Source organism: Paraburkholderia atlantica, from assembly GCF_000092885.1.
Taxonomy (GTDB): Bacteria; Pseudomonadota; Gammaproteobacteria; order Burkholderiales; family Burkholderiaceae; genus Paraburkholderia; species Paraburkholderia atlantica.
Window position 1 is genome coordinate 2365482 of record NC_014118.1, and the last position, 26628, is coordinate 2392109.

The 26628-nt window shown below is 58.6% G+C and carries 14 protein-coding genes, 4 pseudogenes and 1 other annotated feature; of the genes and pseudogenes, 8 read left to right on the forward strand and 10 right to left on the reverse strand.

The genetic code is table 11. From position 1 onward, the window contains the following. Positions 1–19 precede the first annotated feature (19 nt). Positions 20–199 (forward strand): hypothetical protein, encoded by a 180-nt coding sequence (locus BC1002_RS37960; RefSeq protein WP_157874758.1) that lies wholly within the window; start codon positions 20–22, stop codon positions 197–199. A 170-nt stretch (positions 200–369) separates the two neighbouring features. Here the strand turns inward: BC1002_RS37960 and BC1002_RS26615 are convergent, their stop codons facing one another. Next, the gene (locus BC1002_RS26615) at positions 370–1374 is read right to left on the reverse strand and encodes an AraC family transcriptional regulator (RefSeq protein ID WP_013093093.1); all 1005 of its coding nucleotides are present in this window, start codon (positions 1372–1374) and stop codon (positions 370–372) included. Between the two features lie 391 nt (positions 1375–1765). Between BC1002_RS26615 and BC1002_RS26620 the strand changes: the two genes are divergently transcribed. The 3 genes from BC1002_RS26620 (at position 1766) to mdeB (ending at position 6857) form a co-directional block, all read left to right on the forward strand. Further along, on the forward strand, positions 1766–2542 hold the full coding sequence (locus tag BC1002_RS26620; RefSeq protein ID WP_238537972.1) for a polysaccharide deacetylase family protein: 777 nt from the start codon (positions 1766–1768) through the stop codon (positions 2540–2542). A gap of 13 nt (positions 2543–2555) precedes the next feature. Beyond that, entirely contained in the window at positions 2556–4052 is a 1497-nt protein-coding gene (locus BC1002_RS26625) for a M81 family metallopeptidase (RefSeq protein WP_013093095.1), read from the forward strand. Between the two features lie 135 nt (positions 4053–4187). Next, a complete protein-coding gene (gene mdeB, locus BC1002_RS26630; RefSeq protein ID WP_013093096.1) occupies positions 4188–6857 on the forward strand; it encodes an alpha-ketoglutarate dehydrogenase in 2670 nt (889 codons plus the stop codon). 546 nt (positions 6858–7403) lie between these two features. On the opposite strand, the gene BC1002_RS26635 is transcribed toward mdeB, so the two are convergent. Further along, the gene (locus tag BC1002_RS26635; protein WP_013093098.1) at positions 7404–7991 is read right to left on the reverse strand and encodes a TetR/AcrR family transcriptional regulator; all 588 of its coding nucleotides are present in this window, start codon (positions 7989–7991) and stop codon (positions 7404–7406) included. A 218-nt stretch (positions 7992–8209) separates the two neighbouring features. Between BC1002_RS26635 and BC1002_RS26640 the strand changes: the two genes are divergently transcribed. After that, entirely contained in the window at positions 8210–9322 is a 1113-nt protein-coding gene (locus tag BC1002_RS26640; RefSeq protein WP_013093099.1) for an NADH:flavin oxidoreductase, read from the forward strand. Between the two features lie 1502 nt (positions 9323–10824). On the opposite strand, the gene BC1002_RS37965 is transcribed toward BC1002_RS26640, so the two are convergent. Next, positions 10825–11130 (reverse strand): hypothetical protein, encoded by a 306-nt coding sequence (locus BC1002_RS37965; protein ID WP_157874759.1) that lies wholly within the window; start codon positions 11128–11130, stop codon positions 10825–10827. A gap of 208 nt (positions 11131–11338) precedes the next feature. Here BC1002_RS37965 and BC1002_RS36705 point away from each other — a divergent pair. Beyond that, positions 11339–12267: pseudogene (locus tag BC1002_RS36705) on the forward strand (IS3 family transposase); the annotation flags it as partial. Further along, positions 11620–11736, forward strand: a sequence feature (AL1L pseudoknot). It overlaps the preceding pseudogene by 117 nt. A gap of 34 nt (positions 12268–12301) precedes the next feature. On the opposite strand, the pseudogene BC1002_RS36710 reads toward BC1002_RS36705, so the two are convergent. Beyond that, positions 12302–13116 (reverse strand): annotated as a pseudogene (locus BC1002_RS36710) (IS30 family transposase). A gap of 43 nt (positions 13117–13159) precedes the next feature. On the opposite strand from BC1002_RS36710, the pseudogene BC1002_RS26665 reads away from it, so the two are divergent. Together BC1002_RS26665 and BC1002_RS26670 are read left to right on the forward strand one after the other, a co-directional pair. Further along, positions 13160–13452, forward strand: a pseudogene (locus BC1002_RS26665) (integrase core domain-containing protein); the annotation flags it as partial. Positions 13453–13510: 58 nt separating this feature from the next. After that, positions 13511–13759 (forward strand): hypothetical protein, encoded by a 249-nt coding sequence (locus BC1002_RS26670; RefSeq protein ID WP_041735240.1) that lies wholly within the window; start codon positions 13511–13513, stop codon positions 13757–13759. 46 nt (positions 13760–13805) lie between these two features. On the opposite strand, the pseudogene BC1002_RS26675 reads toward BC1002_RS26670, so the two are convergent. The 6 genes and pseudogenes from BC1002_RS26675 to BC1002_RS26700 form a co-directional block, all read right to left on the reverse strand. Continuing rightward, positions 13806–14719, reverse strand: a pseudogene (locus BC1002_RS26675) (bestrophin family protein). Positions 14720–14811: 92 nt separating this feature from the next. Then, positions 14812–15819 carry a cytochrome d ubiquinol oxidase subunit II gene (gene cydB / locus BC1002_RS26680; protein WP_013093104.1) on the reverse strand — a complete coding sequence of 336 codons (1008 nt, stop codon included), beginning with the start codon at positions 15817–15819 and terminating at the stop codon, positions 14812–14814. A 4-nt stretch (positions 15820–15823) separates the two neighbouring features. Beyond that, positions 15824–17212 (reverse strand): cytochrome ubiquinol oxidase subunit I, encoded by a 1389-nt coding sequence (locus BC1002_RS26685; RefSeq protein WP_013093105.1) that lies wholly within the window; start codon positions 17210–17212, stop codon positions 15824–15826. A gap of 101 nt (positions 17213–17313) precedes the next feature. Beyond that, the gene (locus tag BC1002_RS26690; protein ID WP_013093106.1) at positions 17314–19587 is read right to left on the reverse strand and encodes an FdhF/YdeP family oxidoreductase; all 2274 of its coding nucleotides are present in this window, start codon (positions 19585–19587) and stop codon (positions 17314–17316) included. A 116-nt stretch (positions 19588–19703) separates the two neighbouring features. After that, positions 19704–20864 (reverse strand): NAD-dependent formate dehydrogenase, encoded by a 1161-nt coding sequence (locus BC1002_RS26695; RefSeq protein WP_013093107.1) that lies wholly within the window; start codon positions 20862–20864, stop codon positions 19704–19706. 190 nt (positions 20865–21054) lie between these two features. Further along, positions 21055–26628: a trifunctional serine/threonine-protein kinase/ATP-binding protein/sensor histidine kinase gene (locus BC1002_RS26700; protein ID WP_013093108.1), complete on the reverse strand. Its 5574-nt coding sequence runs from the start codon at positions 26626–26628 to the stop codon at positions 21055–21057.

Below are 26628 nucleotides of genomic sequence, written 5' to 3' on the forward strand. Positions count from 1 at the left end.
TCAAAAGATGAGTTTCAGTATGGAAAGCTCAGTCGTTGCTGTCAGTCACAGAGATAAGGGCTTTCGCTTCACCGCCGAACAGGCACGAATTGGCGCGTCGCCTGTTCCGATTCCGTTCAGGAAGCAGTCGATCGTTCAGCGCCACCGCCCCGAAGTGATCGGAGTGGATATCAATGTAAGTGCGTCAATTTCTTTGTAATTGACATCGTGGGACAGACGTTTTTCAGAATGGGACATGCGCCCAAGGGGAAAACCCTGACGAGGTCGGACGGGCGGGAGGGCGTTGACTAGGCGCCACCCAAAGCGGACAGCGCCTCATGGAGTTTCAGGTCAATGCTACGAAGAGGGTTCGCCGTACGCGGCAATACGTTATTGAACCGCAGGGCGATGCTTGCGCTTCCACTCCGAAGCGCTGCAACCGAAACTGCTCTGGAACCATCTGGAAAACGAACTCAGACTGCCGAACCCGACCGCTTCCGCAACCTCGGCTAGAGGTATCGAATTCAGCTCGATCATCCGCTTGGCGGCGTCGCTGCGCACCTGCTGCAACAGCGCCGAATAGGAAAGTCCGCGGCTCGCGAGCCGCCGGTGCAGCGTGCGACGGTTCATGCCCAGAATGTCGGCCAGCGTGTCGGCGTTGTAATTCGAATCATGCAATTGCTGGCTCATGATTTGTGCGACGCGGACTTCGAAATGATCGGGCGCGCTCATGAGCGTTTGCTCTATCAGCGTTTTGGCCTGGCGCCGCAGAACTGCCGGAGATGCAGTGACTTTCAGGCTCAACGCGTCGCGCCCAAGCAGAATGCCGCTGATGACCTGATCGTAGCGCGGTTCGCAGCGCAGGAAGGCGCTTTGTGTGATTGCGTGAGTGTGACGGGAATGTTCATGGCACACAGTCGAGGGGTTCCAGTCGGAACCAACCAGCCAGCGAATAAGCTGGACGAGTCCGCAGGCGGCGAATTCCATGACCTGCGTGGTCGGGTAGTCGGAAAAGATCCGAAACGAGAGAAACGGATTGCCAAAGCGCGTATCGAGACTGACGTAGATGCCATCACAATGATGGTGCAGATGCGCAACATGCGTGCGCAACGCGTCGCCTAGTGTTTCTTCTTCGCGCAGCAGCAGGCTGACGAGCCCGTAGTCGGGAACGCCGCGCGCGATCGCTACCCGTGCGCCGAAATCGTTGCGACCCGACTCGACGGCGGAGAGATCCAGTAGCCGCACGAACGCGTCCAACGGAATGAGGCTGTCCGGATGATCGGCGAAATCCTTGCTCAATCCCACTCGGCTCAGCATGGCTTCGCCGTCGATGCCGACTTCGCTGGCCGCCTTCAGATAGCCAAACAACGTCCCGCTTCTCACGACTCTTTTCACTGTGCCGTCTCCCACGCTCCGCGAGCTGCTTTGCAAATTGTGTCTCTATTAGAAAAGCCGATGTCCCAAATTGTCAACTGGTAAATAACTGGTTCTTTTAAAGTCATCGACATGACGGGGTGTGTCAAGGCATGCCTCCTGCCGCTGGCATTGGATTGAATGCCGTGCGCCAAGCCGCTTCGATTCATGTGTTTACCCGCAGCCATTGCGCGCGGGGCGTTTCCTTAACTTTGAGCTGCGCGCAAGCGCACGATGCGAGTTCCCGATGACCGAACAGATAACGATGCAACCGTGGCAATGGCCCGAATCCGAATGGCGCAGACGCGTCAACCGCGTTCGCGCCGGGCGCAGACTCCGCCCAAAAACGTGGGAGGGCGGCACGAAACTCGCCGTGGCGTTGTCATTCGACTCGGACCACGAAACGAACGAGTTGCGCGATGGCGGGGTATCCATCAATCGTCTTGCGTGGGGGCAATATGGCCACCGCGTGGGCGTGCCCCGTTTGCTGGCGTTGCTGGAAAAGCATGACGTGCCTGCGAGTTTCTACGTGCCTGCGGTTACCGCGCTGCTGTATCCGGACGAGCAGCGGCGCATCGTGGATGCCGGCCACGAAATCGGCGTGCATGGCTGGATCCACGAACTCAATTCGAAGCTGGCGCTCGAAGATGAGCGCGATCTTCTCTCGCGCTCGCTCGATACGCTGGAAGACGTGACCGGCAGACGCCCGACAGGATTTCGCTCGCCCTCGGGGGACTTTTCGGAGAACACGCTTCAGCTTTTGCGCGACCTCGGCTTCGTCTACGATTCCTCGCTCGGCGCGGACGACGACTGCTACGAACTCGATCTGAACGGTGTGCCCTCGGGCGTCGCAGAGATTCCGTTCGACTGGGTTCGCGACGACGCCGTATATTTCCTGATGCATCGCTTCCAGGGACTGCGTCCTTACACGCCGCCCACGGGCGTATTCGACATCTTCAAGCGCGAACTCGATGCCGCATACGAAGAAGGTGGATTGTTCGAACTGACGATGCATCCGCACGTCATCACGAACCGCTCGCGCATCTGGATACTCGACGAGTTGATCAAGTATGCGAAGAGTCTGCCGGGTGTGTGGTTCGCGCGGCACGACGAGGTCGTCAACTATGCCTTGCAGCATGCAGACGCGTAACGGGAGTCATCGCATGAAAGTCCTGATTGCAGGGTTCAAACACGAAACCAACACGTTCGCGCCGGATCTCGCGCCCTGGTCCTCCTTCGAGGCCGGTGAGATTTTTCCGCCGGCCGTGCGTGGCGAGCCAATGCTTGCCATGCTCGACAAGGTACCGGTCCCGGGCATGGGCTTTTTGCGCTTCGCACGCGAACAGGCGTGGGAGCCCGTGCCTAGCCTCTGGTGCGGGGCAGTACCGTCGTCCTACATCACGGCTGAGGCATTTGAAAAGATCAGCGCAGAAATCTGTGCAGACGTAAAAAGAAAGCAGTTCGAAGCAATATACCTGGACCTGCACGGCGCCGCGATGGCAGAGGGAGTCGACGACGCGGAGGGCGAACTGCTGGCCCGTATTCGCGCGCTCGTTGGAGACGACATGCCGATCGTCGCCAGTCTCGATCTGCACGCGAACGTCACGCACCAAATGCTCGCTTGCGCCGACGCACTGCTTTCGTTTCGCACTTACCCGCATATCGATTATGTCGAAACGGGCGCACTGGCGGCGGAGGCGTTGCGCCGCCGGCTCCTGCACGGCCGCCGCGAAACGATCCACTACGCGCGACTGCCGTTTCTGATTCCGGTGAACTCGCAGAATACGACCTTCGGAAAGCCGAAAGAGATTTACGAGCGCCTGGCGCAAATCGACGTAGAACTCGGCACTCTGTCCAACTTTTGCATGGGTTTTCCGTCATCTGATTTCGCGGAATGCGCGCCGATGATCTGGAGTATCGGCGAGAAAGCGCAAGAGGCCGTCGCGCAACTCGAGGCCATGGCGAGCGAGCCTACGCAATGGCGGCTGAACGTGTATTCGGCGCAAGACGCCGTGAAGGAAGCCATCCGGCGCGGCAAGGAAACCGACAAACCCGTAGTGATCGCCGACACGCAAGACAATCCCGGCATTGGCGGTACGGGGTCCACGACGGGCATGCTGCACGCGCTGCTCGAAGCGCGCGCGGGGGCAGTTTTCCCGCAGCGTGTCGCGCTCGCTGTTATGAACGATCCCGCGTTCGCTGCTCAAGCCATCGAGGCCGGTGTCGGCGGGCGCTTTTGCGGGCGCCTGGGGCAGCCGTCGATGCTGTGGGACGGTCCCAGCGATCCGCCGGTGGAAGGCGAGTTCACGGTCAAGGCGGTGAGCGACGGCTGGGTAACCTACAAGGGGCCCAAGATGACGGGGTTTCTTGCCGAGCTGGGACCCTCCGCGTGCGTTGAAATCGACGGCGTGCTGGTCGTCGTTGCCAGCGCCAAAATCGGTGCGCAGGACAGGGAGATTTTCCGCTTCGTCGACGTTCACCCGGAGCAGATGAAGATCATCGTGGTTAAGAGCAGCAACCACTTTCGCGCCGACTTTGCGCCGCTTGTCGAGAACGAGCGCACGGACATCCTGACGGCCAAGGCGCGCGGCGCGATGGCGGTGGATCCAGGCGACCTGCCGTGGCAAAAACTGCCCGACACAATCCGTCGACGACCTTGAGGCAAAGAGGGGTAATGGGGCAAGCCGCGCAGGCGCGTCGTGAATGATGCGCTGCCGGTTTGCCAGCGTCGCGAGCGCGCCTGCCCGGATGGCCGGCGGCTCGCGACGTCAACTATTGAAGCTGGAGAAACGCGCATGAGTGTTGGATATTCCGCACAGGTGAGTGCAGGCGGGTGGCCCGCCAGCGAAAACGATAGCGATCCGCAAGAGACGGCGGAATGGCTCGAAGCGCTGGAAGGTGTCGCGCATCACGTTGGCATCGAGCGTATTTCATTTCTTTTGCAGCGACTTACCGACCACGCGAGCCATCTCGGTGCGCCGCCGGATGCGCATAGGCTTTCGCTGTACCGCAACAGCATTCCGGTCGAAAAACAGCCGCCGTATCCGGGCAATTTGGCTATCGAGGAGCGCATTACATCGATCATCCGCTGGAATGCGCTGGCTATGGTCGCGAAGGCGAACAAGGCTTACGGAGAACTCGGCGGCCATATCGCGAGTTACGCTTCGGCGGCGGAAATCTTCGAGCTGGGTTTCAATCACTTCTTTCGTGCCGATGGGCCAGCGGGCAAAGGCGATCTGGTCTATTTCCAGCCGCACTCGGCGCCAGGCATCTATGCGCGTGCGTTTCTCGAGGGGCGTCTCGCGCAGGAGCAACTGGAGCGCTTCCGGCAGGAAGTGGATGGTGGTGGGCTCTGCTCGTATCCGCACCCGTGGCTGATGCCCGAGTTCTGGCAATTTCCCACTGGATCGATGGGAATCGGGCCGATCAGCGCAATCTATCAAGCGCGCTTTCTGCGCTACCTGGAACATCGGGGAATTGAGCAGACCGCCACGCGCCGCGTCTGGGGCGTATTCGGTGACGGGGAAATGGACGAACCCGAGTCCATCGCTGCGTTGTCGCTCGCGTCGCGTGAAGGCCTCGACAATCTGACGTTCGTGATTAACTGCAATTTGCAACGGCTCGACGGACCAGTACGCGGAAACGGTCAAATCATTCAGGAACTGGAATCGTTGTTTCGGGGCGCGGGCTGGAACGTCATCAAGGTGATCTGGGGCTCGGACTGGGATGCTCTGTTCGCTCGCGACCGCAATCACGCGCTGTTGCGCAGGCTTGCGAACACGGTCGACGGTCAATATCAGACGCTCGGTGCGAACGATGGCTCGTATAACCGCGATAACTTTTTCAATCTCGATCCCGAACTGGAGAGCCTGGTTTCGCACATGTCGCCGGAGGAGATCGATGCGTTGCGACGCGGTGGTCATGACTTCCGCAAACTGCACGCTGCGTTTTCTTCCGCCGTGGCGCATCGTGGCCGGCCCACAGTGATTCTCGCCAAGACGAAGAAGGGCTTTGGCATGGGCCAGGCCGGCGAGTCGCGCAACACCGCGCATCAGCAGAAGAAACTCGACGTTGACGCACTAAAGGCGTTTCGCGATCGATTCGCGCTGCCGCTCAACGACACACAGGTGGCGGAGATGGCGTTCTACCGACCCGACGAAGACAGCGAAGAGTTGCGCTATCTGCGTAGACGGCGCGAGGCGCTCGGAGGCTATCTGCCTCGTCGCGCGACGCTTGCCGACGTCGTGGCCGTGCCGCCTATTCAAAGGTATGCAGAATTCGCGCTGGCCCCCGATGCGCGCGAAAATTCCACCACCACCGCGCTCGTGCGGATGTTCACCAACCTGCTCAAGCATCCGGAGTTGGGCGCGCGCATTGTGCCCATCGTCGCGGACGAAGCACGCACCTTCGGAATGACAAGTCTGTTCCGGCAGGTGGGGATCTATTCTCCGCACGGTCAACTCTATGAGCCCGAGGACGCCGGCTCGATGCTGTTCTACAAAGAGGCGAAGGACGGGCAGTTGCTGGAAGAGGGCATCACGGAAGCGGGCGCGCTGGCTTCGTGGACCGCCGCGGCGACCTCCTACAGTGTGAACGGCATTTCCATGCTGCCGTTTTATATCTACTACTCGATGTTCGGGTTCCAGCGCGTAGGCGACCTTATCTGGGCGGCGGCGGATCAGCGCGCACGTGGCTTTCTCGTCGGCGCGACAGCGGGACGCACGACGCTGTCGGGCGAAGGACTGCAGCATCAGGACGGGACGAGCCATGTGGTCGCGGCCGCGGTGCCGAACTGTCGCGCCTATGATCCGGCGTTTGCCGGCGAGGTGGCAGTGATCGTCGATCATGGTGCGCGGCGCATGCTCGAACAGCAGTGCGACGAGTTTTACTATTTGACCGTGGTCAACGAAAACTACACGCATGCACCCATAGGGCTGGATCAGTATTCCGACATCGTTAAGGGCATGCGCCGGTACGGCACGCGTGGCGACGGGCCACCCAGCGTTCGGCTGCTTGGCTCAGGGGCAATTCTTCGCGAAGTCATTCTCGCGGCGGAGTTACTGGAAAAGGACTGGCATGTTCCGTCGGAAATCTGGAGCGTGACTAGTTTCTCGGAGCTCGCACGAGACGCGCGCGCGGCGGAACGCTGCGATCTCTTTGGAGGAAATGGGTCGCACACGAGTCACCTCAAGCGCTGTCTGCCGGGCACGGTGCCCGTAGTTGCGGCGAGCGATTATGTGCGTGCTTATGCTCAGTTGATCGGTTCGTATCTGGAAGCACCTTATACCGCGCTTGGCACTGACGGTTTCGGCCGCAGCGACACGCGTGGAGCGTTGCGGCGTTTCTTCGAAGTGGATCGCTGGCATATCGCTACGGCCGCGCTCGCCTCAATCGATCGGGAAAAGCACGCCGCCGCCCTGAAGCGCTATGAGATCGACCCGACGGATTCGCCTTGGGAGAGGTGAAGCTTTCTTGAAAGCGAAGTAAGTTGGCGTGGCGGCGGGCACCAGGTCCGCCGCTTTTTTTAAGCGCTGCGTAATTTACTGAGGCGCGTTAAAACGGCGGTCATTCGTTGATAGCTGGCTCGTCGTTACGTTCCAGCGATGGAGGCAACCACCCAAACGTTTCGGGCGCCCATTCGCTGAATACCGGATTATCTAGCGGTACGAAGTCGCCGAGCGTTCCAACATGCTTGCAGCCTTTCCAGCCGGAATACTGACAGTGAGGGTCCGCGACCATTCGATAGATTTACATGAAATATTTCGACGTTATCGGCTTCATCTTGCACGGAACCGCCCTGCTTGTTACGGGGCGTATCGACTGACGCGTGCGGGCGTTGCCCATTCAGCCGTAATCTTTCACACTGCGCGAGCCTGACGGCCGAAATGGACCCGGCATCTGTAAATAGTCGGCGCTGTGACTTCTGTGACTGGCCATGACGACGTTCAGCAGGCGCGCCACCCGGCGCTTTGGTCCCGAACCAGTACCGTCACCTTGCGGCTACGGAATACTCAGACACTTCCGAGCACGCCCTTTAGCAGCGCCTGCGCATAGCTCACGTCGGGAAGCTGCTTCGCGAACAGGATCCGGTACACGACAGGCGCGATCACACGATCGAAGAGCACGTCGGTCTCAGGCGGAGTCTCGCCCCGCTGGATCGCGCGAAGCCGAATTGCGTCGAGCTGCTGTTGCGTCCTGCTCGAACAAAGCTGCGCATTCTCGCTGCTACCCGCTCCTAATATTTCGCATAGCAACGCGCGGCCGGGGCCCGACGCTAGTTCGTCAACGTATTCGTCGAGCCAGCGGGCGAGGTCGTCGCCCAGCGTGCCGGTATCCGCCGGCTCCGAATCTGGCCGCAAGCGTTTTACCGCGACGTCCGAGAGCAGTTGCGCCAACGTTCCCCAGCGTCGATAGATCGTCGAGGGCGTGACGCCCGCTGCGGCCGCGATGGCCGGCACAGTCAATTCGGCCGGAGCGACTTCTTGCTGAAGGCTTTCGACAGCGCTGAAAATCGCAGCCTGGATGCGGGCGGCCCGGCCGCCCGGCCGCGGTGCCGCTGCCTTGACTTCGGCGGATTCAGCCTGGAGTTTCGTCGTCACGTGTCCCTTTCCCAATGTGGCGCCACCCGGCGTCGGCGATATCCGCAAACGCAAAATATTTGCTTTAGTCTCGCGAATGGCGATAAACTCTAATAATTAGCTTTTACCACGAACCCTCCCTAAGGTCACGCGCGCCTGACTGAGCCGGAGAAACCGCGGCGACGCGCCGCGCGCCCGGTCCCTTGATCGCGTTCGGGACCCACTTGCGAGATAGCCCGATGAATAATTTAGATATCCTGTCCACTCCATATCGACTGAAAAATCTGCATCTGCCCAATCGCGTCGTCATGGCTCCGATGACGCGCGGCTTCTCGCCCGGTGGCGTCCCTACCGCGGATGTGGCCGCTTATTACCGGCGGCGCGCGGAGCATGGCGTGGGCCTGATCATCACCGAGGCAACTGGCGTCGATCGACCTGCTTCGGTCAACGAGCCAGATGTGCCGCTCTTTTACGGAGAGGCTGCGCTCGCCGCATGGAAAAAGGTCGTCGACGAGGTCCACTCCGCCGGCGGGCGCATCATGCCGCAACTGTGGCACGTGGGGCAAAAGCGTTCGAACAACAAACCGAATTGGCAACCGCCGGCACCTTATGAAAGTCCGTCCGGTCTTTCCGTGACCGGCAATGTGGCCGGAAAGCCCATGACCGACGGGGACATCGCAGACACGATCGATGCCTTTGCGCGCGCCGCCGCGCAGGCCGAGCGGCTCGGCTTTGATGGCGTGGAGTTGCACGGTGGCCATGGCTACCTGATTAACCAGTTCTTTCTCGCGGAGTTGAACACGCGTGATGACGCGTACGGCGGCGCGACGCTCATCGAACGCTCGCGCTTCGCCGTGGAAATCCTGAAGGCGGTTCGGCGCTCAGTTAGCGCCGACTTCCCGGTGATTTTTCGCTTTTCGCAGTGGAAGCCGCAAGACTTCGAGGCGCGCCTTGCCGAGAGCCCGGAGGTGCTGGGCAAATGGTTGAACGTTCTTGTGCACGCCGGCGTAGACGCCTTCGACTGTTCGCAACGCCGCTATTGGGAACCCGCTTTCCCGGAAGCCGACGAGACGCTCAACTTCGCCGGATGGGCGAAAAAGTTGACGGGTGTAACGTCGATTGCCGTGGGGTCCGTTGGTCTTGGCGGGGACGTCTATGGCTCGTTTGCCGGCAAGCGGTTCAAACCCGCGCCGCTCAAACCACTGCTCGCGCGACTGGAACGAGACGAATTCGATCTCGTCGCGGTGGGACGCCCTCTTTTGCAGGACCCGGCGTGGCTGGAAAAGGTGTTGGCGGCGCGCACAGATGAGCTTGCTGACTTTACGCCGGAAGCGCTTGCCTCGCTGAGCTGAATTGCGTCGATGCGGTACATGTTCACGTGGAAAGTGGACAGTCGATAGGTGACTGAAAGGGATCGAGGTTCTCATGGCATCCGCGAAAGTTGCCGATTGCGGATTTCGGAATACTGGGCATCGGCAACGTAAACTTTTGCTTATGCAAACTTGAAACAGCGATGGGGCGGCTCGTGTGGGTCTCCTCGCTTTGGCAGTGTGCGTTGGGAACGGGTGATCTGAACCTGGTGGTATCTGTTGACTGGCAATTGAACAGCGATCCCGAACTCCTGGTCCATTGGGGGGCGGGCGTGGCACATTGTCCGGGGCGGGACGGGCTGAGCGGCCTGAATGCGAGCCCGAACCTGCTGTTGCAGGAAGTATGGGTACGATTATGGGTATGTGACGGTTGGTCGAGGCGGGAGTCATACCTGGCGGCGCTGTCCGGGCGGGAGTTGTAGTCGGCTGCCTTCCGCCATAAGGCTTTGCGCGATTTCGAGACTCCCGTGTAGAGGTAACCATAAAACTTCCGTTTGGAAGCTATATGGTGAATTTTTTGCCGCAAGTTGTAACAAGCTGCACGTTCAGGAGGGCTGGGCGTCTCGTTCTCCATCGTGTGCGGTATAGACGGGCATCACCGCTAGAAGCGGTTCCAACTTGCCATGCACTACGTCTCTATCCGCTGATGCGGTAGCTCAGGATGCGCGTGCGACACTTCTTTATCTGATTTTGCGCATGCCTCGGCTACGGTTTGGAGGCGCTCTCCTCCGATGCGGGGCGTCTAGAGACCCGCGCTCAAGCGCGCCAAGCTGCGCCCGCGGATGCAACGACGGTCCGTCGTTTTGTCCACGCCAAGTCCTCGCAATTTAGCGAATTGCAGGAGTTTCTTGACGGTCGGATATTCCCCTTCCGAAATCATGCGAGTCGTCTCGATCGATACACTCTCGCTAAGGAAAGCTTCTCGCTTTTGGTGGGCCTCTTGGAGCAATTTGTCGCGCTTGTCGTGGGTCGATTTCGCAATTTGTCGACACAGATCCGGAAAGTGAGCGTATACCTGACTCGGCTCTAGATGTAGTGCTCTCGCAGCGGACGTCAAGCTGTCAAATGAATGTTCGCCGGTTGCGACTTTCGTCAGGAACTTCCGGATTTCTTTCCAGTCCCTCGGTCGGGTATTGGCGCGGGCGTGCCTGCGAGAGTGTCGGGCGGGAAGCGGGAGGGGGCGGCTGCATTTGAAATCGTCGATTCCCATGACCAACTCACGCAGGGTACTTGGAGACAGTACGAGATGTCGATAAGCGTGTTGGCTTGTGGAGGTCCCGCATCACGCCAATATCGGGGGCTGGACTTCGATACGCCAATGTGCTCACAAAACGCAGCCGCGTTCCCATCGAAAAAACGGCGAATGCCTCGATCAATGACTTTTGAAATGCTTCTCCTGCCATCTGCAGTGGTTGTCGGCGGGTGATTGGCGAGAAGATTTGCAACGCATTCTGCTGCCCAAGCCTCATAGTGCTGTTCCGCTGTTAGTCGCGCGGGCAGTGACTCAGCTTTTTCAGCGCCGAGCCATCCTTGGCATCGGGAGCAATAGCCGCATAGCTGTCGGGAAGAAATTTCGAATCGCCGCTGGTATCCGCATGTGGGGCAGTGGTTACTGAGACGACACTGATGGCGCTGACAAATTTTGATCCAACGAATCGACCAGATTGCATCTCGCGTCGGTGACCGTGTCCCAGGACGGCATTTGCGCCTGTTCGTTTCGGAACTGGAAGCGTGTTCGAATAGAGTCCTGTCAGGGTGGTCGCGCCCTTCAATGAGCCGAAAACCGTCAAGCAACTCTTTCGCGAGAGTTTCTCTCTGCATCAATCTGAGGTTGCCACGCTCAAGAATATCGGCTGTGATTCTTTCTATTTCCTCGTCGATTGCTAAGTCAACTGCTTCGTCCAAAATCTCCTTTAACAGGCCAATGCAGCCGAGCGACATGACGAAGTGAACCGCACCGAATTTTGTGGAGGCTCGAATTCTTGAGAGAATCGAGCCATGAACAAGAAGATAACGGAGTTTTCCCCGGAAGTCCGGGAGCGCGCAGTGCGTCTGGTGCGCGAGCAGCGTAGCGAACATCCGTCGATGTGGGCGGCGGTCGAATCGATTGCGCCGATGATCGGCTGCACACCGCAGACACTGCACGGGTGGGTCAAGCGCGACCAGGTCGACCACGGGGAGCGCGAAGGCGTAACCACGGACGAGCGCGAGCGCCTCAAGGCCCTGGAGCGCGAAGTCAAGGAGTTGCGTCGTGCCAACGAGATTCTCAAGGTCGCGAGCGCGTTTTTCGCCCAGGCGGAGCTCGACCGCCGTTTCAAGTCCTGAAGGCCTTTATCGATCAGTATCGCGACACCTTCGGGGTCGAGCCGATCTGCAATGTCTTGCGGATTGCCCCGTCGGGCTACCGACGCCATGCTGCGCAGCTTCGCGATCCTGCCAAACGCTGCACCCGCGCCAAACGCGATGAGATTCTGCAACCAGAGATCAAGCGCGTCTGGCAATCCAACATGCAGGTCTATGGCGTGCCGAAGGTCTGGAAGCAGATGAATCGCGAAGGTATTCCGGTGGCACGCTGTACGGTTGCGCGGCTGATGAAACTGCAAGGTCTGCGTGTCGCGGTTCGCGGCAAGCGGGTTCGCACGACGACGCCCGATACGAGCGCGCCGCGCCCGCTGGACCGGGTCAACCGGCAGAAGGCTGAGCGGCCGAATCAACTTTGGGTGTCGGATTTCACCTACGTCTCGACCTGGCAGGGCTGGCTGTACGTGGCGTTCGTAATCGACGTGTTCGCCCGTCGCATCGTTGGCTGGCGCGTCAGTTCGTCGATGACCACGGACTTTGTTCTGGATGCGCTTGAACAGGCGCTGTATGCTCGCCAACCGGGCGACGACGGGACTTTGATACACCACTCCGATAGAGGGGCGCAACTTAGGTTCAAGGGGTCGTTGCAACACCTGATGTTTATGACGCGAGTAGTAGATCTCTCAGTGCTTCTGCTGGTGCTTTCCATCCAAGGCTTTTACGCGGTCTGCAATTCAGTGCGTCTGCGACGGCATCGAGTTCACGCTCCGTGTACCGACTGATGTCAGTGCCTTTCGGAAAGTATTGACGTAACAGACCGTTTGTATTCTCATTGGTCCCACGTTACCACGGGCTTTGAGGATCGCAGAAATAGATCTCCAGACCCGTATCGATTCGAAGCTGCACATGCTGGGCCATCTCTGCGCCTTGGTCCCACGTGAGTGATCGTCTCAACCGCTCTGGCAATAACACGATCTTGGCAGCTATGGCATTACGGACAGCCTCCGCTCCTCGTTCCCTGCCAGCCTGGACGCTTTGGGACGTTCCGCTGCACGCTCTGCTTTCCACTGAGCAACCGTCGCCCTGTATATCAAAGTACCACCACGGGTTGCAGCGTTACGGCGCAACTCGCGTGAGATGGTCGAAGGTGAGCGCTGCAGTCTCCGCGCGATCTCACGAACCCCGCAACCCTGTGCCCGCAGCAACGCGATTTCTTCGCGTTCAGAAAAAGACAGATAGGGCCCACCGCCCGGCGTCAGTTCGATTGGCGGCATTCCTCCCGCCTCACGAAACCACCTTGGTCCCAGAGGTTGCGACACGCCACATTCCAGCGCTGCAGCCTCGGTCTCCATGCCCTGCCGGATACAGTTCCAGAACGCTCGCTTTGTCTCGAGTTGATTGACACCAGGCCTGCCAGGCGATCGCATTATTGGTCTTCCCGTCTTTTCCGAACCCCAGCCCTGTGGTCGTCCCATTTGACACCTCCTTTAGGAGATGTTGCAACGACCGGTTGAATCCGCCCAATACGTCAGCATTCGATACAGCGAACGTTTGGCCGAGGCGGGTATCGAGCCGTCCGTCGGTAGCCGTGGCGACAGCTACGATAACGCGCTGGCTGAAACGATCAACGGCCTGTACAAGACCGAACTGATTCATCGGCGTGCGCCGTGGAAAACGAGAGAATCCGTTGAACTGGCGACCCTGGAATGGGTGGCTTGGTACAACCATCATCGGCTGATGGAACCGCTCGGCTATATCCCGCCTGCCGAGGCTGAGCAAACTACTACAGGCAACTCAGAAATGCCCCTTAAGTACCCGCATTAACTTAAACCAACCGGCCTCCACGATTCCCGGTGCGGTTCAATTTACATGGGCGTGATGCTCGCTACATGCTGCGAGCAGTTCCCGGCGCGCGTGCGCGCAAGTGGCTTCAATCTCGGGTACAACCTCGCGTCGGTTTTGGCGGGGGGCACTGCGCCGTATCTGGCGACATGGCTGATCTCGGCAACAGGCGATGCAAAGGCGCCCGCCTGGATGCTGACGATCGCCGCGCTCCTTTCTTTGGTGGCCGCGCTGTCGCTGAGTGAAACGGCGCGGCGACCTTTATCAGTGGCCTAGCCGTGTCACCGGGCGGAGATGGAACTACCGTCCGTACACCTGCGCGCTATGTAAAGAGGTAAGGCCGAATTGGCTCGATTTCGTCTGGCAGCTCACGATCGCACAGTTCGAGTACCGACCGTTCTATGTTACGCGTTATCGCATCGAGCGCGAGTGCATTCTGCGCGAAGCTAAACGGTTCAGCAACTTCGCTGGCGATTGCTTCGAGGGCAATCAGCGTGTATGAAATGAACACGCAAAGCAGCGGAGTAAAGAATTCTGTTGAGTCGACAAGGCCGAACGGCAGTAAAACGCAATACGTATACACGGTACGGTGAAGCAGTACGTTGTATGCAAAAGGGATCGGCGTGGAAGCAATACGCTCGCATCCACCGACGCTTTTTCCCAGTTCATTGAGTTGCAGGTCGAACATCCAGAGCTGTGTGCCGGAAGCGAGCCCCCGACTCTGCAGGTCGGCGAGTCGCAACGAATTGCGTTGAGAAGCGCGACGGGCTGGTAGCGCCTCTTTCGCAGCGGCTCTGTTCGAGCGCGTCCAAGAAGGCGAATGAGGTCCGCGCTCGAATCCGTTCCGCGCAACTGATGCTTCAATGAATAGACGAATGCAACGAGTGAATGCGCAAGGGCGATCTTGTCAGTACTCGCCGGGACGTAACAGATAATCTGTGATGTCAGCTCACGCGCGGAGATCAGCATATTGCCCCAAAGGCGACGGGCCTCGTCGAATCGCTGATAACTCGCATTATTACGGAATGCAAGGAAGATGGCGAGTGTGAGACCGAACAGCGTAAATGGCGTCGTGTTTAGCGGGATCTTTGCTCCGAAGATGCGTCCGTGCGTTGCGACAGCCACGCTGCTGACAATCGCCATCAGAAAGAGCTGGGGAGAAATCGACCGCAATACAGAGCCGTCGTTCCAAACGAACAGCAGTCGGAACCAGTTCTGCTTTGGCATCAAAATCATGTCGTTGCTCTACCTGTGGAGCGAGCGATTCACGAGAGAACGGCGGCCCCCAGCAACATGCATTGGCATATCCCGAGCCGCGGCGTGTGCGGTCAGTGATAGCCGGTATCTCGCGCGCTCACTTTGCCCCGGAATACTCGATATTGCATCGCGTGATAGACAAGGTTGAAGGGGAGAATCATCACCGTACCCACCAGCGAGAAAAGCTGGCTCGAGTGGCTTGACGACGCCTGCCAGATCGTCAGCGATGGCGGAACAATGTTCGGCCAGATGCTGATCAGCAAGCCGCTGTATCCGAGGAAGGACAGCGCAAGCGTCAAAATGAAAGGCATGGCCTCAGCGTACGACCGGAGCGACCGCACGATCCCCCACACACATGTAATCACGAGGATCGGCACTGGCAGGAAATATATGAGGTTACCGCCGCCAAACCAGCGATGCGCGACCATTGGCAAACCGACCACCGTCCATAGGCTCACCACGGCGATTACACCAAGCAGCACGTACACCAACGGCCGCATCAACAAACGCATCTTGAGTTGCAGCTCACCGTCCGTTTTGAGAATGAGCCAGCCACAGGCTAGCGAGGCGTATGTGACGAGCAGGCCGATACCGCAGAATAGACTGAAAGGAGAAAGCCAGTCGAACGCGCCTCCAACGAAACGCCCATCGACAATCGTGGTGCCCTGTAGCAGCGATCCCAATACGATGCCCTGACAAAGCGTCGCGATGCCCGAACCACCAATGAACGCGAGGTCCCACGCGTGCTGCGTGCGGTTCGCCTTCGCGCGCAGTTCAAAGGCGGCTCCACGAAAGATCAGGCCCACGACCATCAGGATCAGCGGTAGGTAGTTTGCCGGCAGCAGCGTGGAATAGACGACCGGGAAGGCGCCATATAGGCCAGCGCCGCCGAGCACGAGGAAGGTTTCGTTGCCGTCCCAGACCGGCGCGACCGTGTTTAGCATCGCCTGGCGATCACCCTTCGCTTCGAAGAACGGGAACAGCAGTCCGATGCCAAGATCGAATCCATCCAGCATGATATAGAGAAAGACGCCGAGCGCGATTATCACCGCCCACAAGACCGCGAGCTCGATTTGCATCACGTCATTCTCCTTGCAGTGCTTCGGTCGCACGGTTGCTCATCACGCACGGGCTCTGTCGTTCGAGATTCGCGCGGTGCTCTTCTGGCCCACGTCTCATCAACATCAACATGTAGTAGATGCCGGCGCCGAACACGAGGAAATATACGAGAACAACGATCAGCAGCGAAACGCCCACCTGCTGCGCATCGACCGGCGACAGGGAGTCAACCGTTCGCAACACGCCATACACCGTCCAGGGCTGACGGCCGACTTCTGTGGTGATCCACCCCGCCAACAGCGCCACGATTCCAGAAGGCCCCATGACGAACACCAAACGCTGATACCAGCGTGCCTCGAAGAGTTGACCGCGTATCTTTAGCAGTAGGCCTGCCAGCGCCGTAAGCAGCATCAGAAAACCGAGGCCGGCCATGAGTCTGAACGACCAGAAGACGACCGGCGAGTATGGGCGGTCCTGAGGGGGAAATTCCTTGAGGCCCCGAACTGCCCCGTTCCAGCTATGCGTCAGGATGAGGCTACCGAGGTGCGGTACCTGAAGCGCGTATCGTGTCACCTGGGCATTCATGTCGGGTAGTCCGACAAGATTCAGCGCAGTACCGTTTGTTTCGGTATCCCAGAGTCCCTCGATCGCCGCGATCTTCGCCGGCTGATATTTGCGAGTGTTGATGCCATGCGCGTCACCGATGGCGATCTGTATCGGTGTCAGCAAAAGTAGTATCCATAACGCCATCGAGAAACTGCGTGTGATGGGTTTATCGCGTCTACCGTGCAACAAATGCCACGCGCCGCAGGCTGCGACGATGAACGCGGCCACCACGAAGGCGGCTATCGTCATATGCGCGAGGCGATACGGAAACGAAGGGTTGAAGATCACCTTTAGCCAGTCGACGGGCACGATGCGGCCGCTTACGACCGCGAATCCTTGCGGCGTTTGCATGAAGCTGTTCGAGGCCAGAATCCAGAACGTGGAAATGAGGGTGCCGGCCGCTACCATTATCGTCGCGAAGAAATGTGCGCGCGGACTGACGCGATCCCAGCCGAACAACATCACACCGAGAAAGCCGGCCTCGAGAAAGAATGCCGTCAACACTTCATAGGTAAGGAGCGGTCCCGTGATGTTACCCGCCACGTTCGCGAACCCGGCCCAGTTAGTCCCGAATTCATAAGCCATCACGACGCCGGAGACGACTCCCAACCCGAAACCAACGCCGAAGATTTTCGACCAGAACTGGAACATATCCCTGTACGAAGTATCGCCCGTGGATAGCCAGCGCCATTCGAGCACAACAAGAAAGTTCGCGATGCCGATACTAATCGCTGGAAAGACGATATGAAACGAGACCGTGAACGCAAACTGCATTCTCGCAAGGTGATAGGCGTCGAAGATTTCCATGATGAGCTAGTGCTTCCGGGTAATGAAAGGAGTCGCGTGGCAACGCGACGCGGCTGGCGCCACGGTCTCACGGCCGTCCTTGATGACACTTCTTCTGGTATTCAGCGGGCGGCAGGTATCACCCGGACTGGCACCGACTTGTAAGCAGGCGTGCCGCATTCCTTGTCGAGGTGGTCGAGCGGCACCAGAACATTGGCCTCCGGATAGTACGCAGCGACTGAGCCCTTCGCGATCGCGTACGCGATTGCGGTGATGTTTTTCAGTCGAAGTTGGCGGCCCGAAGTGACCGTCTCGATATCGACGAGATCGCCGTGCTCGAGTCCGTGCTCCTGAAGATCGGTCTCATTCATGAACAATACGTCGCGTCGGCCGAATACGCCGCGATAACGGTCATCCATCGCATAGACCGTGGTGTTGTATTGATCGTGGCTGCGAATGGTGATGAGGCGAAGCGCCTTGATGTCATCCGGAGCGTCTGTGCCGCTCCCGATACCTTCGTAGACGGAGAACTCGGCCTTCCCGGAAGATGTATGCCACTGCCGTTCGGTTGGGGGTATCGGGAGACGAAATCCGCCCGGGTGCCTGATCCGCTCGTTGAACGCTTCGAATCCAGGTACGGTGCGTTCGATCAGATCGCGGACGTTGTCGTAGTTGGCGATCAGTTCTGTCCACGCTACCTTGCTGTCGGGCAACGTCGCGCGTGCTATGCCAGCAACGATGGCGGGCTCGGAGCGCAAGTGTTCCGACGCCGGGGTGAGCTTGCCAGCAGACGCGTGGACCATCGACATGGAGTCTTCGACGGTGATTGACTGATGGCCTCCTGCCTGCACGTCGGCTTCGGTGCGGCCGAGGCATGGGAACAGGTACGCTTCCTTCGAGACGAGCAGGTGGGTGCGATTGAGTTTTGTGCCGATGTGTACACTCAGGTCGAGCCCCGTTATGGCGGGGAAAGACCTCTGTGCATCGGGCAATGCGACTGCGAAGTTTCCGCCGAGAGCGATGAGCGCCTTTGCGTTGCCGTCGATCATCGCTTGAACCGCTTGAACTGCGTCATGACCGTGAGCCGACGGCGGGGTGAACCCACACGTCTCTTCAATCAGCCGAAGAAAATCTGCGGATGGCTTCTCGGTGATGCCCACAGTGCGATTCCCCTGGACATTTGAATGTCCACGTAGAGGACAGATGCCGGCACCCGGCTTGCCAAAGTTACCGCGCAATAGCAAAAGGTCAGCAATCAGGCGTACGTTTGCCGTACCGTTGCAATGCTGAGTGATCCCCATTCCATACGTGACGATCGTGGCATTGGATTTGGCGTAGGCGAGCGCGACCGCTTCGAGATCCGCGCGCGAGAGGCCACTTTCCTTCTCTATCCGGTCCCACGGGACCGCTTCGATACTGGCGGCGAATGCATCGAATCCCTGCGTGTGTGTTGCGATGAACTCACGATCAAGTATCTGTCCTTGATCGCGCTCCACCGTTAGCAGTGCCTTCATGATACCTTTCAGTGCGGCCGCGTCGCCGCCGGCAGCGACCTGATAGTAGGTCGATGCGATGCGCGTCGAACCATAGGTTGCCATTTCGACCAGGTTCTGCGGATCCGTGAATCGTTCAAGCGCTCGCTCGCGCAACGGATTGAAGACGATGATGGGGACATTGCGGCGTGACGCTTCGTGTAGCGTTCCCATCATGCGCGGGTGATTCGTGCCCGGGTTGTGGCCAATCGAAATGATGAGTTCAGTCGATTCAAAATCGTTCAACGAGACGGTCCCTTTGCCGATGCCGATCGACTGTGGCAGCCCCACGCTGGTTGCCTCGTGGCACATATTGGAACAATCAGGAAAATTGTTCGAGCCGTACTCACGGGCGAATAGTTGGTACAGGTACGCAGCTTCGTTCGACGCGCGACCTGACGTATAGAACTCCACCTCGTTCGGCGAGAGTCCCCGCAAAATTTCGCCGACGCGCGCAAACGCGTCCTCCCATTCCACCGCACGGTACGTGTCGCTCGCGCGGTCGTAGACGAGGGGATGGGTGAGACGGCCCAGATCCTCCAACTCGAAGTCACTTTTTTGCAGTAGGGACGTAACGGTGTTGCGCGCAAAGAACTCCGGGGAAACACGCCTGGTTGTCGCTTCCCATGTGACCGCCTTTGCTCCGTTCTCGCAGAATTGGAAAGTTGAGCGGTGTTCCTTGTCGGGCCATGCACAGCCAGGACAATCGAAGCCGGCGGGCTGGTTCACCCTCATCAGCGTGATCGGGGCTGATATGTTGTCCATCTGTCGGCGGATGGCCTGTGCGGTGGCTTTCAGCGCACCCCAGCCGCCGGCGGGCTCGTCATACGGGCGGATGCCCGGCACGTTTCGTCGCGTCGTCATGTGAAGTTCCGTCGAGGAATTCTCAGCGATACCTGCGACCGTATCGTTGCCGATCCTGGGAGTTCAGTAGCGAGTTACCGGATCGGAACGAGGTCAGCGATGGCGCTATACAGAAATCAACCCAGCTTGTAGGAGGCCGCTCCAGTGCCCGCGAGTTTTCCGCCGTTGACGATCAGGTACTCCGCACGGATGGCTCTCCCTTCGAGGAAACACTCCAGGATCTCGCGCGTACCGGCCGCATACCGCGCTTGTGCCGACAGCGACGCCCCTGAAATGTGGGGTGTCATCCCCTCGTTCGGCATACTGCGCCATGGATGTTCGGCCGGAGCCGGTTGCGGGAACCAGACATCCCCACCGTAGCCGGCGAGACGGCCGGACTGGAGTGCGCGCGCGACCGCATCGGCGTCGCACAGCTTTCCACGCGCGCAATTGATCAGATAAGCCCCCGGCTTGATTTGCGCCAGCATTGCATCGTTGAACATGTGTTCGGTCGAGGGATACAGGGGGCTCTGAAGATTGATCACGTCGCATACCCGGACCAACGACTCAGCGCTCGAATGAAAGGTGACGTTCAACTCCCTCTCGAGTTCCGGGGAGAGTCGATGCGGATCGTAGTAGTGCAGGTGCACGTCGAACGGTTTCAGCCGTCTCAACACGGCAAGCCCGATGCGGCCGGCTCCGATCGTACCGAAGTGCATCCCTTCGAGGTCGTAGCTACGAGCGACGCAGTCGGCGATGTTCCAGCCCCCATTCACTGCATACTGATGGGAGGGCAAGTAGTTGCGCACCAACGCTAACACCGTCATCACGACGTGCTCCGCTACGCTGATACTGTTTGAAAACGTCACTTCGGCGACGGTAATGTCACGTTCTGCCGCTGCCTGAAGGTCTACGTGATCTGATCCAATGCCTGCAGTTAGCGCGAGCTTCAGCTTCTTTGCTTTCGCAATGCGTTCGCGGGTCAGATAGGCCGGCCAGAAGGGCTGTGAGATAACGATGTCCGCGTCGCAGAGATGGCGTTCGAAGATTGAGTCCGGCCCGTCTTTGTCGCTCGTCACGATCAGTTCATGACCTTGACTCTCGAGATAGTGACGCAGACCCAGTTCTCCCGACACGGAGCCGACCAATTCCCCGGGCTTGAACCCCAACGGTCCCTTAGGCGAGGGAGGACGTTGCCCGCCCGGGTACGATGCAATCGACGGAACGTCTGTGCGGGCGTAACTCGGCGGATAGCCAGTCACGGGATCAGGGAAGAGCGCACACAGGATCTTTGCCACCGTTTTTCTCCTAACTTGTGTATAGCGCCATTAGTGATGCGCTACCCGCAGCTTAGGGGCGGTTCGGTGCGTTTCGTTGCGTCGCCAGATCAGATTTTGTGCAATCGCATGGCGGATTATCGCCTGGCGAAGCTAGTCGCTCATGTCGGCTTGGCGAGGATGACTGCGTGTGTCACGACTGCAACCGTGGCTAATTGTCCGCAGACGGGAGCGTGACCTGAAAAGTGGTGCCGCATATTTGATTGGGAACTGCAAGCAGACTTCCGCCGTGGGCGTGAACGATGGAATGTGCAACGGATAGGCCAATGCCCATCCCGGTTTCCTTCGTTGTGAAGAATGGCTCGAAAAGCCGATCGACGTGCGCTGCGGGAAGACCTGGTCCCGAATCCGATACTTGTATTTGGACGTCGCCCCCGTCGATCACAGATGTCTCGATGTCCAGCGTTCGTCTGCCTTCATTGACCGCGCTCATTGCTTCAATCGCGTTGACAATCAGGTTGAGCACGACTTGCTGCAGTTGAACCCGATCTCCACTAACGAATGGTGCGGGGGCAGCCAGTTTTGTTTTGATCGCAACGCCGTTCTTTTCCGAATCACGTCGAGTAATGAACAGAACTTCGTTGATGGCCGAATTGATATCAACCGTTTCCTCGCGGGCTGGTGTCTTGCGGACCAGATTTCGTATGCGATCGATGATATCGCCCGCTCGCATCGCGTCTCGGACAATCAGATTCAGTGCGTCGCGAGCCCTGTCGACATTTGCGGGAGCCGCGGATAGCCAGCGCAATGCTGCGTCGCCGTTCGCAGCCATTGCCGCGATGGGTTGTTTCACCTCGTGGCTGATCGTTGCAGTCAGTTGCCCGATCGTGGACAGCCGATTCGCATGGGCCAGTTCACGCTGCACTTCGCGAAAGCGGATTTCGCTTTCTCGCGCCTCCGCCTCCGCGAGTTTGCTCGCGCCCAAATCGAGAACAAACGCTACCCCTTCCTCGTGCAATGGCGGAAACATTGCGGCGCCAACCAAAACCGGAACGCGGCTGCCGTTCTTGCGGAAGTATTCCTTCTCGAGTGGCGGTAGAACGCCGTCTTTGCGAAGTATCGGCTCGTGAACGGTAAGGTCTCGCTCCAGCCATTCGACGGGAGTCAGGACTTTCCAGTTCAGTTCCCCCCGCTGTAGTTCCTCCCGGCTGTATCCGACCAATTCAAGGAAGGCGGCGTTAGCGTCCAGCAATGTTCCATCGAGCGAAAAGATCGAAATGCCGATGATATTTGCATCGACGAGTCGCCGGATTCTCGCTTCCCGGTCCGACAATTCCCTGTAAAGGCGTGCGTTTTCGAGCGCAATTGTCACTTGCGATGCCAGAACATTGAGTGCCGCGACGCGAGAGTCGACGAACGCGCCAGCGGCGAGTCTGTTCTCAAGGTACAGAGCTCCCGCCAACTGGCCTTGGCGCAAAAGAGGCATGCACAGCGTCGCACGTACACTATGCGCAGCGAGATACGGGTCCGCACCTAATACAGGGTCGGCAGCACTATCGCTAACGATGGCAATTTCCCGTGTTCGCAACACGTAGTTCACGATTTTCATCGCAAGGCGGCGCTCGTCAACAGCGACGCTTTCCTGCTCGACGATGACCGTGTCTTGACGGACGGTTGCTTCCGCCTCTATTCGTGGTCCGCCTGGCGGCAGGGTGAGGATCAACACGCCACGGTCGGCGCCCGCGTGCGTAAGGACCGCTTTCATGAAAGTGTCGATCACATTTTCCAGCACGATTTCGGACGAGATGCGTTGCGACACCTCAATCAACAGACCGAAATCGAGGTCGCCCGCCTGCGACTTTATCGTGTCGCGGGCGAGGCTGCGGCGTTCGCCGGCGGCAAGGTGCGGATATGTCTTGTCGAACTGTTGGACCTTCCCCGTCGCACCCCAACGCAGATAACAGTAGCGTGCGTTGCGAAGATAGGCATCCGAGATGATTTCGAAGCCGCGCGCGCGATAAAAACGTGCCGCCAGTTCGCTCGCGATTGCTTCCTGATGGGGAAAGTCGCTACCGCGAGCCGACCGGATTGCGCGTTCGTAGGATTGCTCCGCCTCGATGATCGCGCCTTCGAGACGCGCAACCTCCGCGTTGACCAGCGCTGCACGATCCTCGAAATTCTTGGGCCAGTTGCTCGCCCAACACTTCAAAAGCGTATGGTGATAAGCGATCCGCTTCAAATGCTCATCACGTTCGTCAACGGATACATGTTCAGCGCGTGCGGCCAACGTAAGCGCGGCATAGAAATGAAATTCCGCCTCTTCGATGAACATCGACGAGGTCCACAACAACGATCGGGCCTTTGATAGCGCAATAACCGCCGTCTCGTAGTCGCCGGCAAGATAGCGTGCCTGCATTTTCCGCGTCCAGTACCAGCATTCCGCAATGGCTAAACCGGGGTTCTGAGCCAGACGCGATTCGAACGCCTGTTCTTCGAAATGCTCGTGATCGAACGATCCGAGGCGGCGAGTTTGGCCACGCATCGAGCGGATAAAAGCGAGCTGCGTCGAGACGATGTCGACGACAAGCGCATATTGCGCCTTTTCGGCGAAGATCAGGCCGTCTTCGGCGTGGCTTTGGACATTTTGCAGCGCTTCGCCCGAAAACAGTAAATTCGTGTTGAGGTGATTGCGGGAAAACGACGCGTACAGAAGGTCTCCGGCTTGATTCGCAGACGCGAAAGTCCGTCTAAATAAAGGTTCTGAAAGGCGGACGTGTTCTATCCAATTCAATGTGAAAGCTGCGAACACGAGACAAGTGCTCGCATGAAAACGGTGATGCGCATTGAGTTCGGCGATCCGGTAGCCAGCCTGGCTGAGACGAACGCCAATTTCAAAATCACCAAAACGGGGGCCGGCAATTCTGCTCAGGGTTCCGTAAGCGACGCAGGAGGCTTCACAGTTTCCGTTCGCGAGGCTAAGGTTGATCGCCTTGCACGTGATAAACGAATTAAGATTGAAGTCGGTGAAGCAGGCGGCAGACAAGAGACGCGTCAACACTTCCACGGTCATCAGCGTGGTCGGGTCGGTCATCGGGGGGAGCTTGACGATATCCGTGACTGAAAGACCGGCCATTCTTCTCCGAAGCTCTTCGTACTCTTGTTTGACCTCATCGTCGGCAGGGTGGGCCGAGCATGATATGCCTGCATTCCGCAAAAATTCGAGGGCTATGGAGACGACTCGATCGTTTTGGTCCAGGGTGGTGCAGACATCCATTCGGCTGACTGTAACTCGGCCTTGATCAGGCAGACTCATGGCCTTCGTTGACAGTTCCGTCAACCGGCGTTCCGCGTCCGAGAGCTTGCCGGTAAGAAATTCGCACTCCGCGATCTCCAGTTCAAACCGAAAGTGGATATCGGACTGCCGCTCGGTTTGGCCGTGGGCGAAGAGTGCCGCGCCGGCGTTCAGGTAACGCAGCGCAGCGTCGTAGGCTGCAGTACGCTTGGCACGTATGCCGGCACGAAGATTAATCTCCGCAACTGCCTCGCGCTCTTCATTGGATGTGACACCGCTCAGGGCACGATTGAACTGGCTGGCGATTTCAAAGAGTCCGTCGTCGTTCTCGTCTGAGAGATGGCTCGACAATCGCCGGGCAAGCGTGAGATGAGTTTCAGTGCGTGCGCAGTCGGGTGTGAGGCAATAGGCTGCCTCCTGAACGCGGTCGTGCGAGAACCGATATGCGTTGCCGATCCTTTCAACGAGTTCCTGTTGCACAGCACTTCGCAGGCTCAAATGGATTGCATCTTCGGTCGCTTGCCGGACGATTGCCAGGCTGTGGGCTGTTGCGGTGTTGCCGAGGCATGCGAGGTCGCGAAGAATGTCAAGACAATCACGCGGTAAGCGCTGGAGTCGGGCGCTCATCAAGTCGGCCACATTGTCGGTGTAGCCGGCGCTCTGAATGGGCTGAATGTCCCATGACCAGCGACCCGCGGCGTTGTCTTTGACAATCAATTGCTCATCGGCAAGCGTGTGAAGAAACTGAATGACGAAGAACGGGTTGCCGGCAGTTTTTGTATGAATGATATTTGCCAACGGTTCAACGAGCTCGTCGTTGGAACGCAGCACGTCGCCAACCAGCGACACGACTTGCCCGGGCTCCAGTGGCGCGAGCTTTACTTCCTCGATGTCAGCACCGATTGCCCTGGTCGCGGCAATTTTCTGCGCGAGCGGGTGGGACTCGTCGACCTCGTTATCGCGATAGGCGCCAATTAGCAGCAGATGGCCCATATCGGATTGCCCGGCGATGCCGCCCAAAAGATCGAGCGTAGCGGCGTCTGCCCACTGTAGATCGTCGATGAACAGTATGAGCGGGGTGTTCTCGCGTGCAAAGGCGTTGATGAAGCGGCGCAGCACAAGCTGGAATCGGCTTTGAGCCTGTTGAAGCGGTAGCTCAGGCGCAGCAGGCTGTTCGCCGATGAGCAGTGCCAGTTCAGGAACGAGGTCGGTAACGAGTTTCCCGTTCGGCCCTAGCGCTTCGCGAATGGCGTTGCACCAGTGGCTTACTTCGTCTTCCTGTCTCGTGAGCAACTGCTTGACCAGATCTTTCAGCGCTAGCCTGAGGGCCGCATAGGGCACGTCGCTATTGTGCTGGTCGCATTTTCCAGCAGCGAATGTCCGTTGCGAGACGACAAGGGACCGCGGCAGTTCCCATACCACGGAAGATTTGCCGACGCCAGAGTACCCAGAAACGAGTACTACTTCGGCGCAACCGCACAGCAGCACCCGCTCGAATGCACTCACCAGTCGGGCCAATTCTCGCTCTCGGCCGTACAGTCTGGCCGGTCCAGCGAACCGGTCTGGCAGATCGGCCTCGCCAGCGTTGAATGGACGAATGTCACCGTGAGCGGACCATTCTTTCATGCAAAGGCGAAGGTCGCATTCGAGGCCCGCTGCACTTTGATAGCGCTCCTCGGGCCCCTTCTCTAACAGTTTGATGACGATAGACGACAACTGAACCGGCACCGACGGTGATCGCACGTGCGGCGGCACGGGTTTTCTCGACGTGTGACTGTGAATCCACTCCATTGGCGTATTGGCCGAAAAAGGCAGCGTTCCAGTCAGCATGCGGTAGAAAACCACGCCGAGGCTATAAAGATCGCTGCGAGCGTCAATGGAGCGCCTCAGGCGGCCTGTCTGCTCGGGCGCCATGTATGCCATCGTGCCTGCGATCACATCAGGAGGAGCGGCAGGCCCTTGGTGAGGCGCAATCTCGGAGGCGATTCCGAAGCCGGTGAGTCTGATCCTTGCGTTGACTTTGTCGACGTAAAGATGAGCAGGCTTCAGGTCCTTGTGCACGATACCGCAGTGATGCATGCGTGCAACGGCGGTCGCCGCACTGATGGCCAGCGTCAAGAAGTGACTGATAGGAAGCGCACCGGTCAACAAACGCTCGAGCGGCTCGGCCCCATTGTTGTCAAGGACCAGACTGGGGCGGTCGTTCTGGCGCTGCAATTCGAGCGGACGGATGGCCCAAGTCTCGTCGAGCTTATCTCTCAGCCGATACTCGTTCGACAGGCGCTCGAATGTGGCGATATCGGGTGCGGCGCTTGTCGGTCGGGCTACCAGCAGACATCTGCGAGTTCCATCTTGGTCCGTGGCTGACGCTCTGCAATAGGTTACGTCGGCGTCTTCGTGAACGATGTCCGCGATACTGATTTGAGTGAAGTGAACTGCCGGCGAGGCCGCGGCCTCAGTGATTGAAGAAGGCAGAGTCGTCGGTCTATTCAT

Excerpts from the sequence above, each read along its gene's own strand:
- BC1002_RS37960 (WP_157874758.1), top strand. The coding sequence starts at position 20 with ATGGAAAGCTCAGTCGTTGCTGTCAGTCACAGAGATAAGGGCTTTCGC.
- BC1002_RS26625 (WP_013093095.1), top strand. The coding sequence starts at position 2,556 with ATGAAAGTCCTGATTGCAGGGTTCAAACACGAAACCAACACGTTCGCG.
- mdeB (WP_013093096.1), top strand. The coding sequence starts at position 4,188 with ATGAGTGTTGGATATTCCGCACAGGTGAGTGCAGGCGGGTGGCCCGCC.
- BC1002_RS26640 (WP_013093099.1), top strand. The coding sequence starts at position 8,210 with ATGAATAATTTAGATATCCTGTCCACTCCATATCGACTGAAAAATCTG.
- BC1002_RS26670 (WP_041735240.1), top strand. The coding sequence starts at position 13,511 with ATGGGCGTGATGCTCGCTACATGCTGCGAGCAGTTCCCGGCGCGCGTG.
- cydB (WP_013093104.1), bottom strand. The coding sequence starts at position 15,819 with ATGCAAATCGAGCTCGCGGTCTTGTGGGCGGTGATAATCGCGCTCGGC.
- BC1002_RS26685 (WP_013093105.1), bottom strand. The coding sequence starts at position 17,212 with ATGGAAATCTTCGACGCCTATCACCTTGCGAGAATGCAGTTTGCGTTC.
- BC1002_RS26690 (WP_013093106.1), bottom strand. The coding sequence starts at position 19,587 with ATGACGACGCGACGAAACGTGCCGGGCATCCGCCCGTATGACGAGCCC.
- BC1002_RS26700 (WP_013093108.1), bottom strand. The coding sequence starts at position 26,628 with ATGAATAGACCGACGACTCTGCCTTCTTCAATCACTGAGGCCGCGGCC.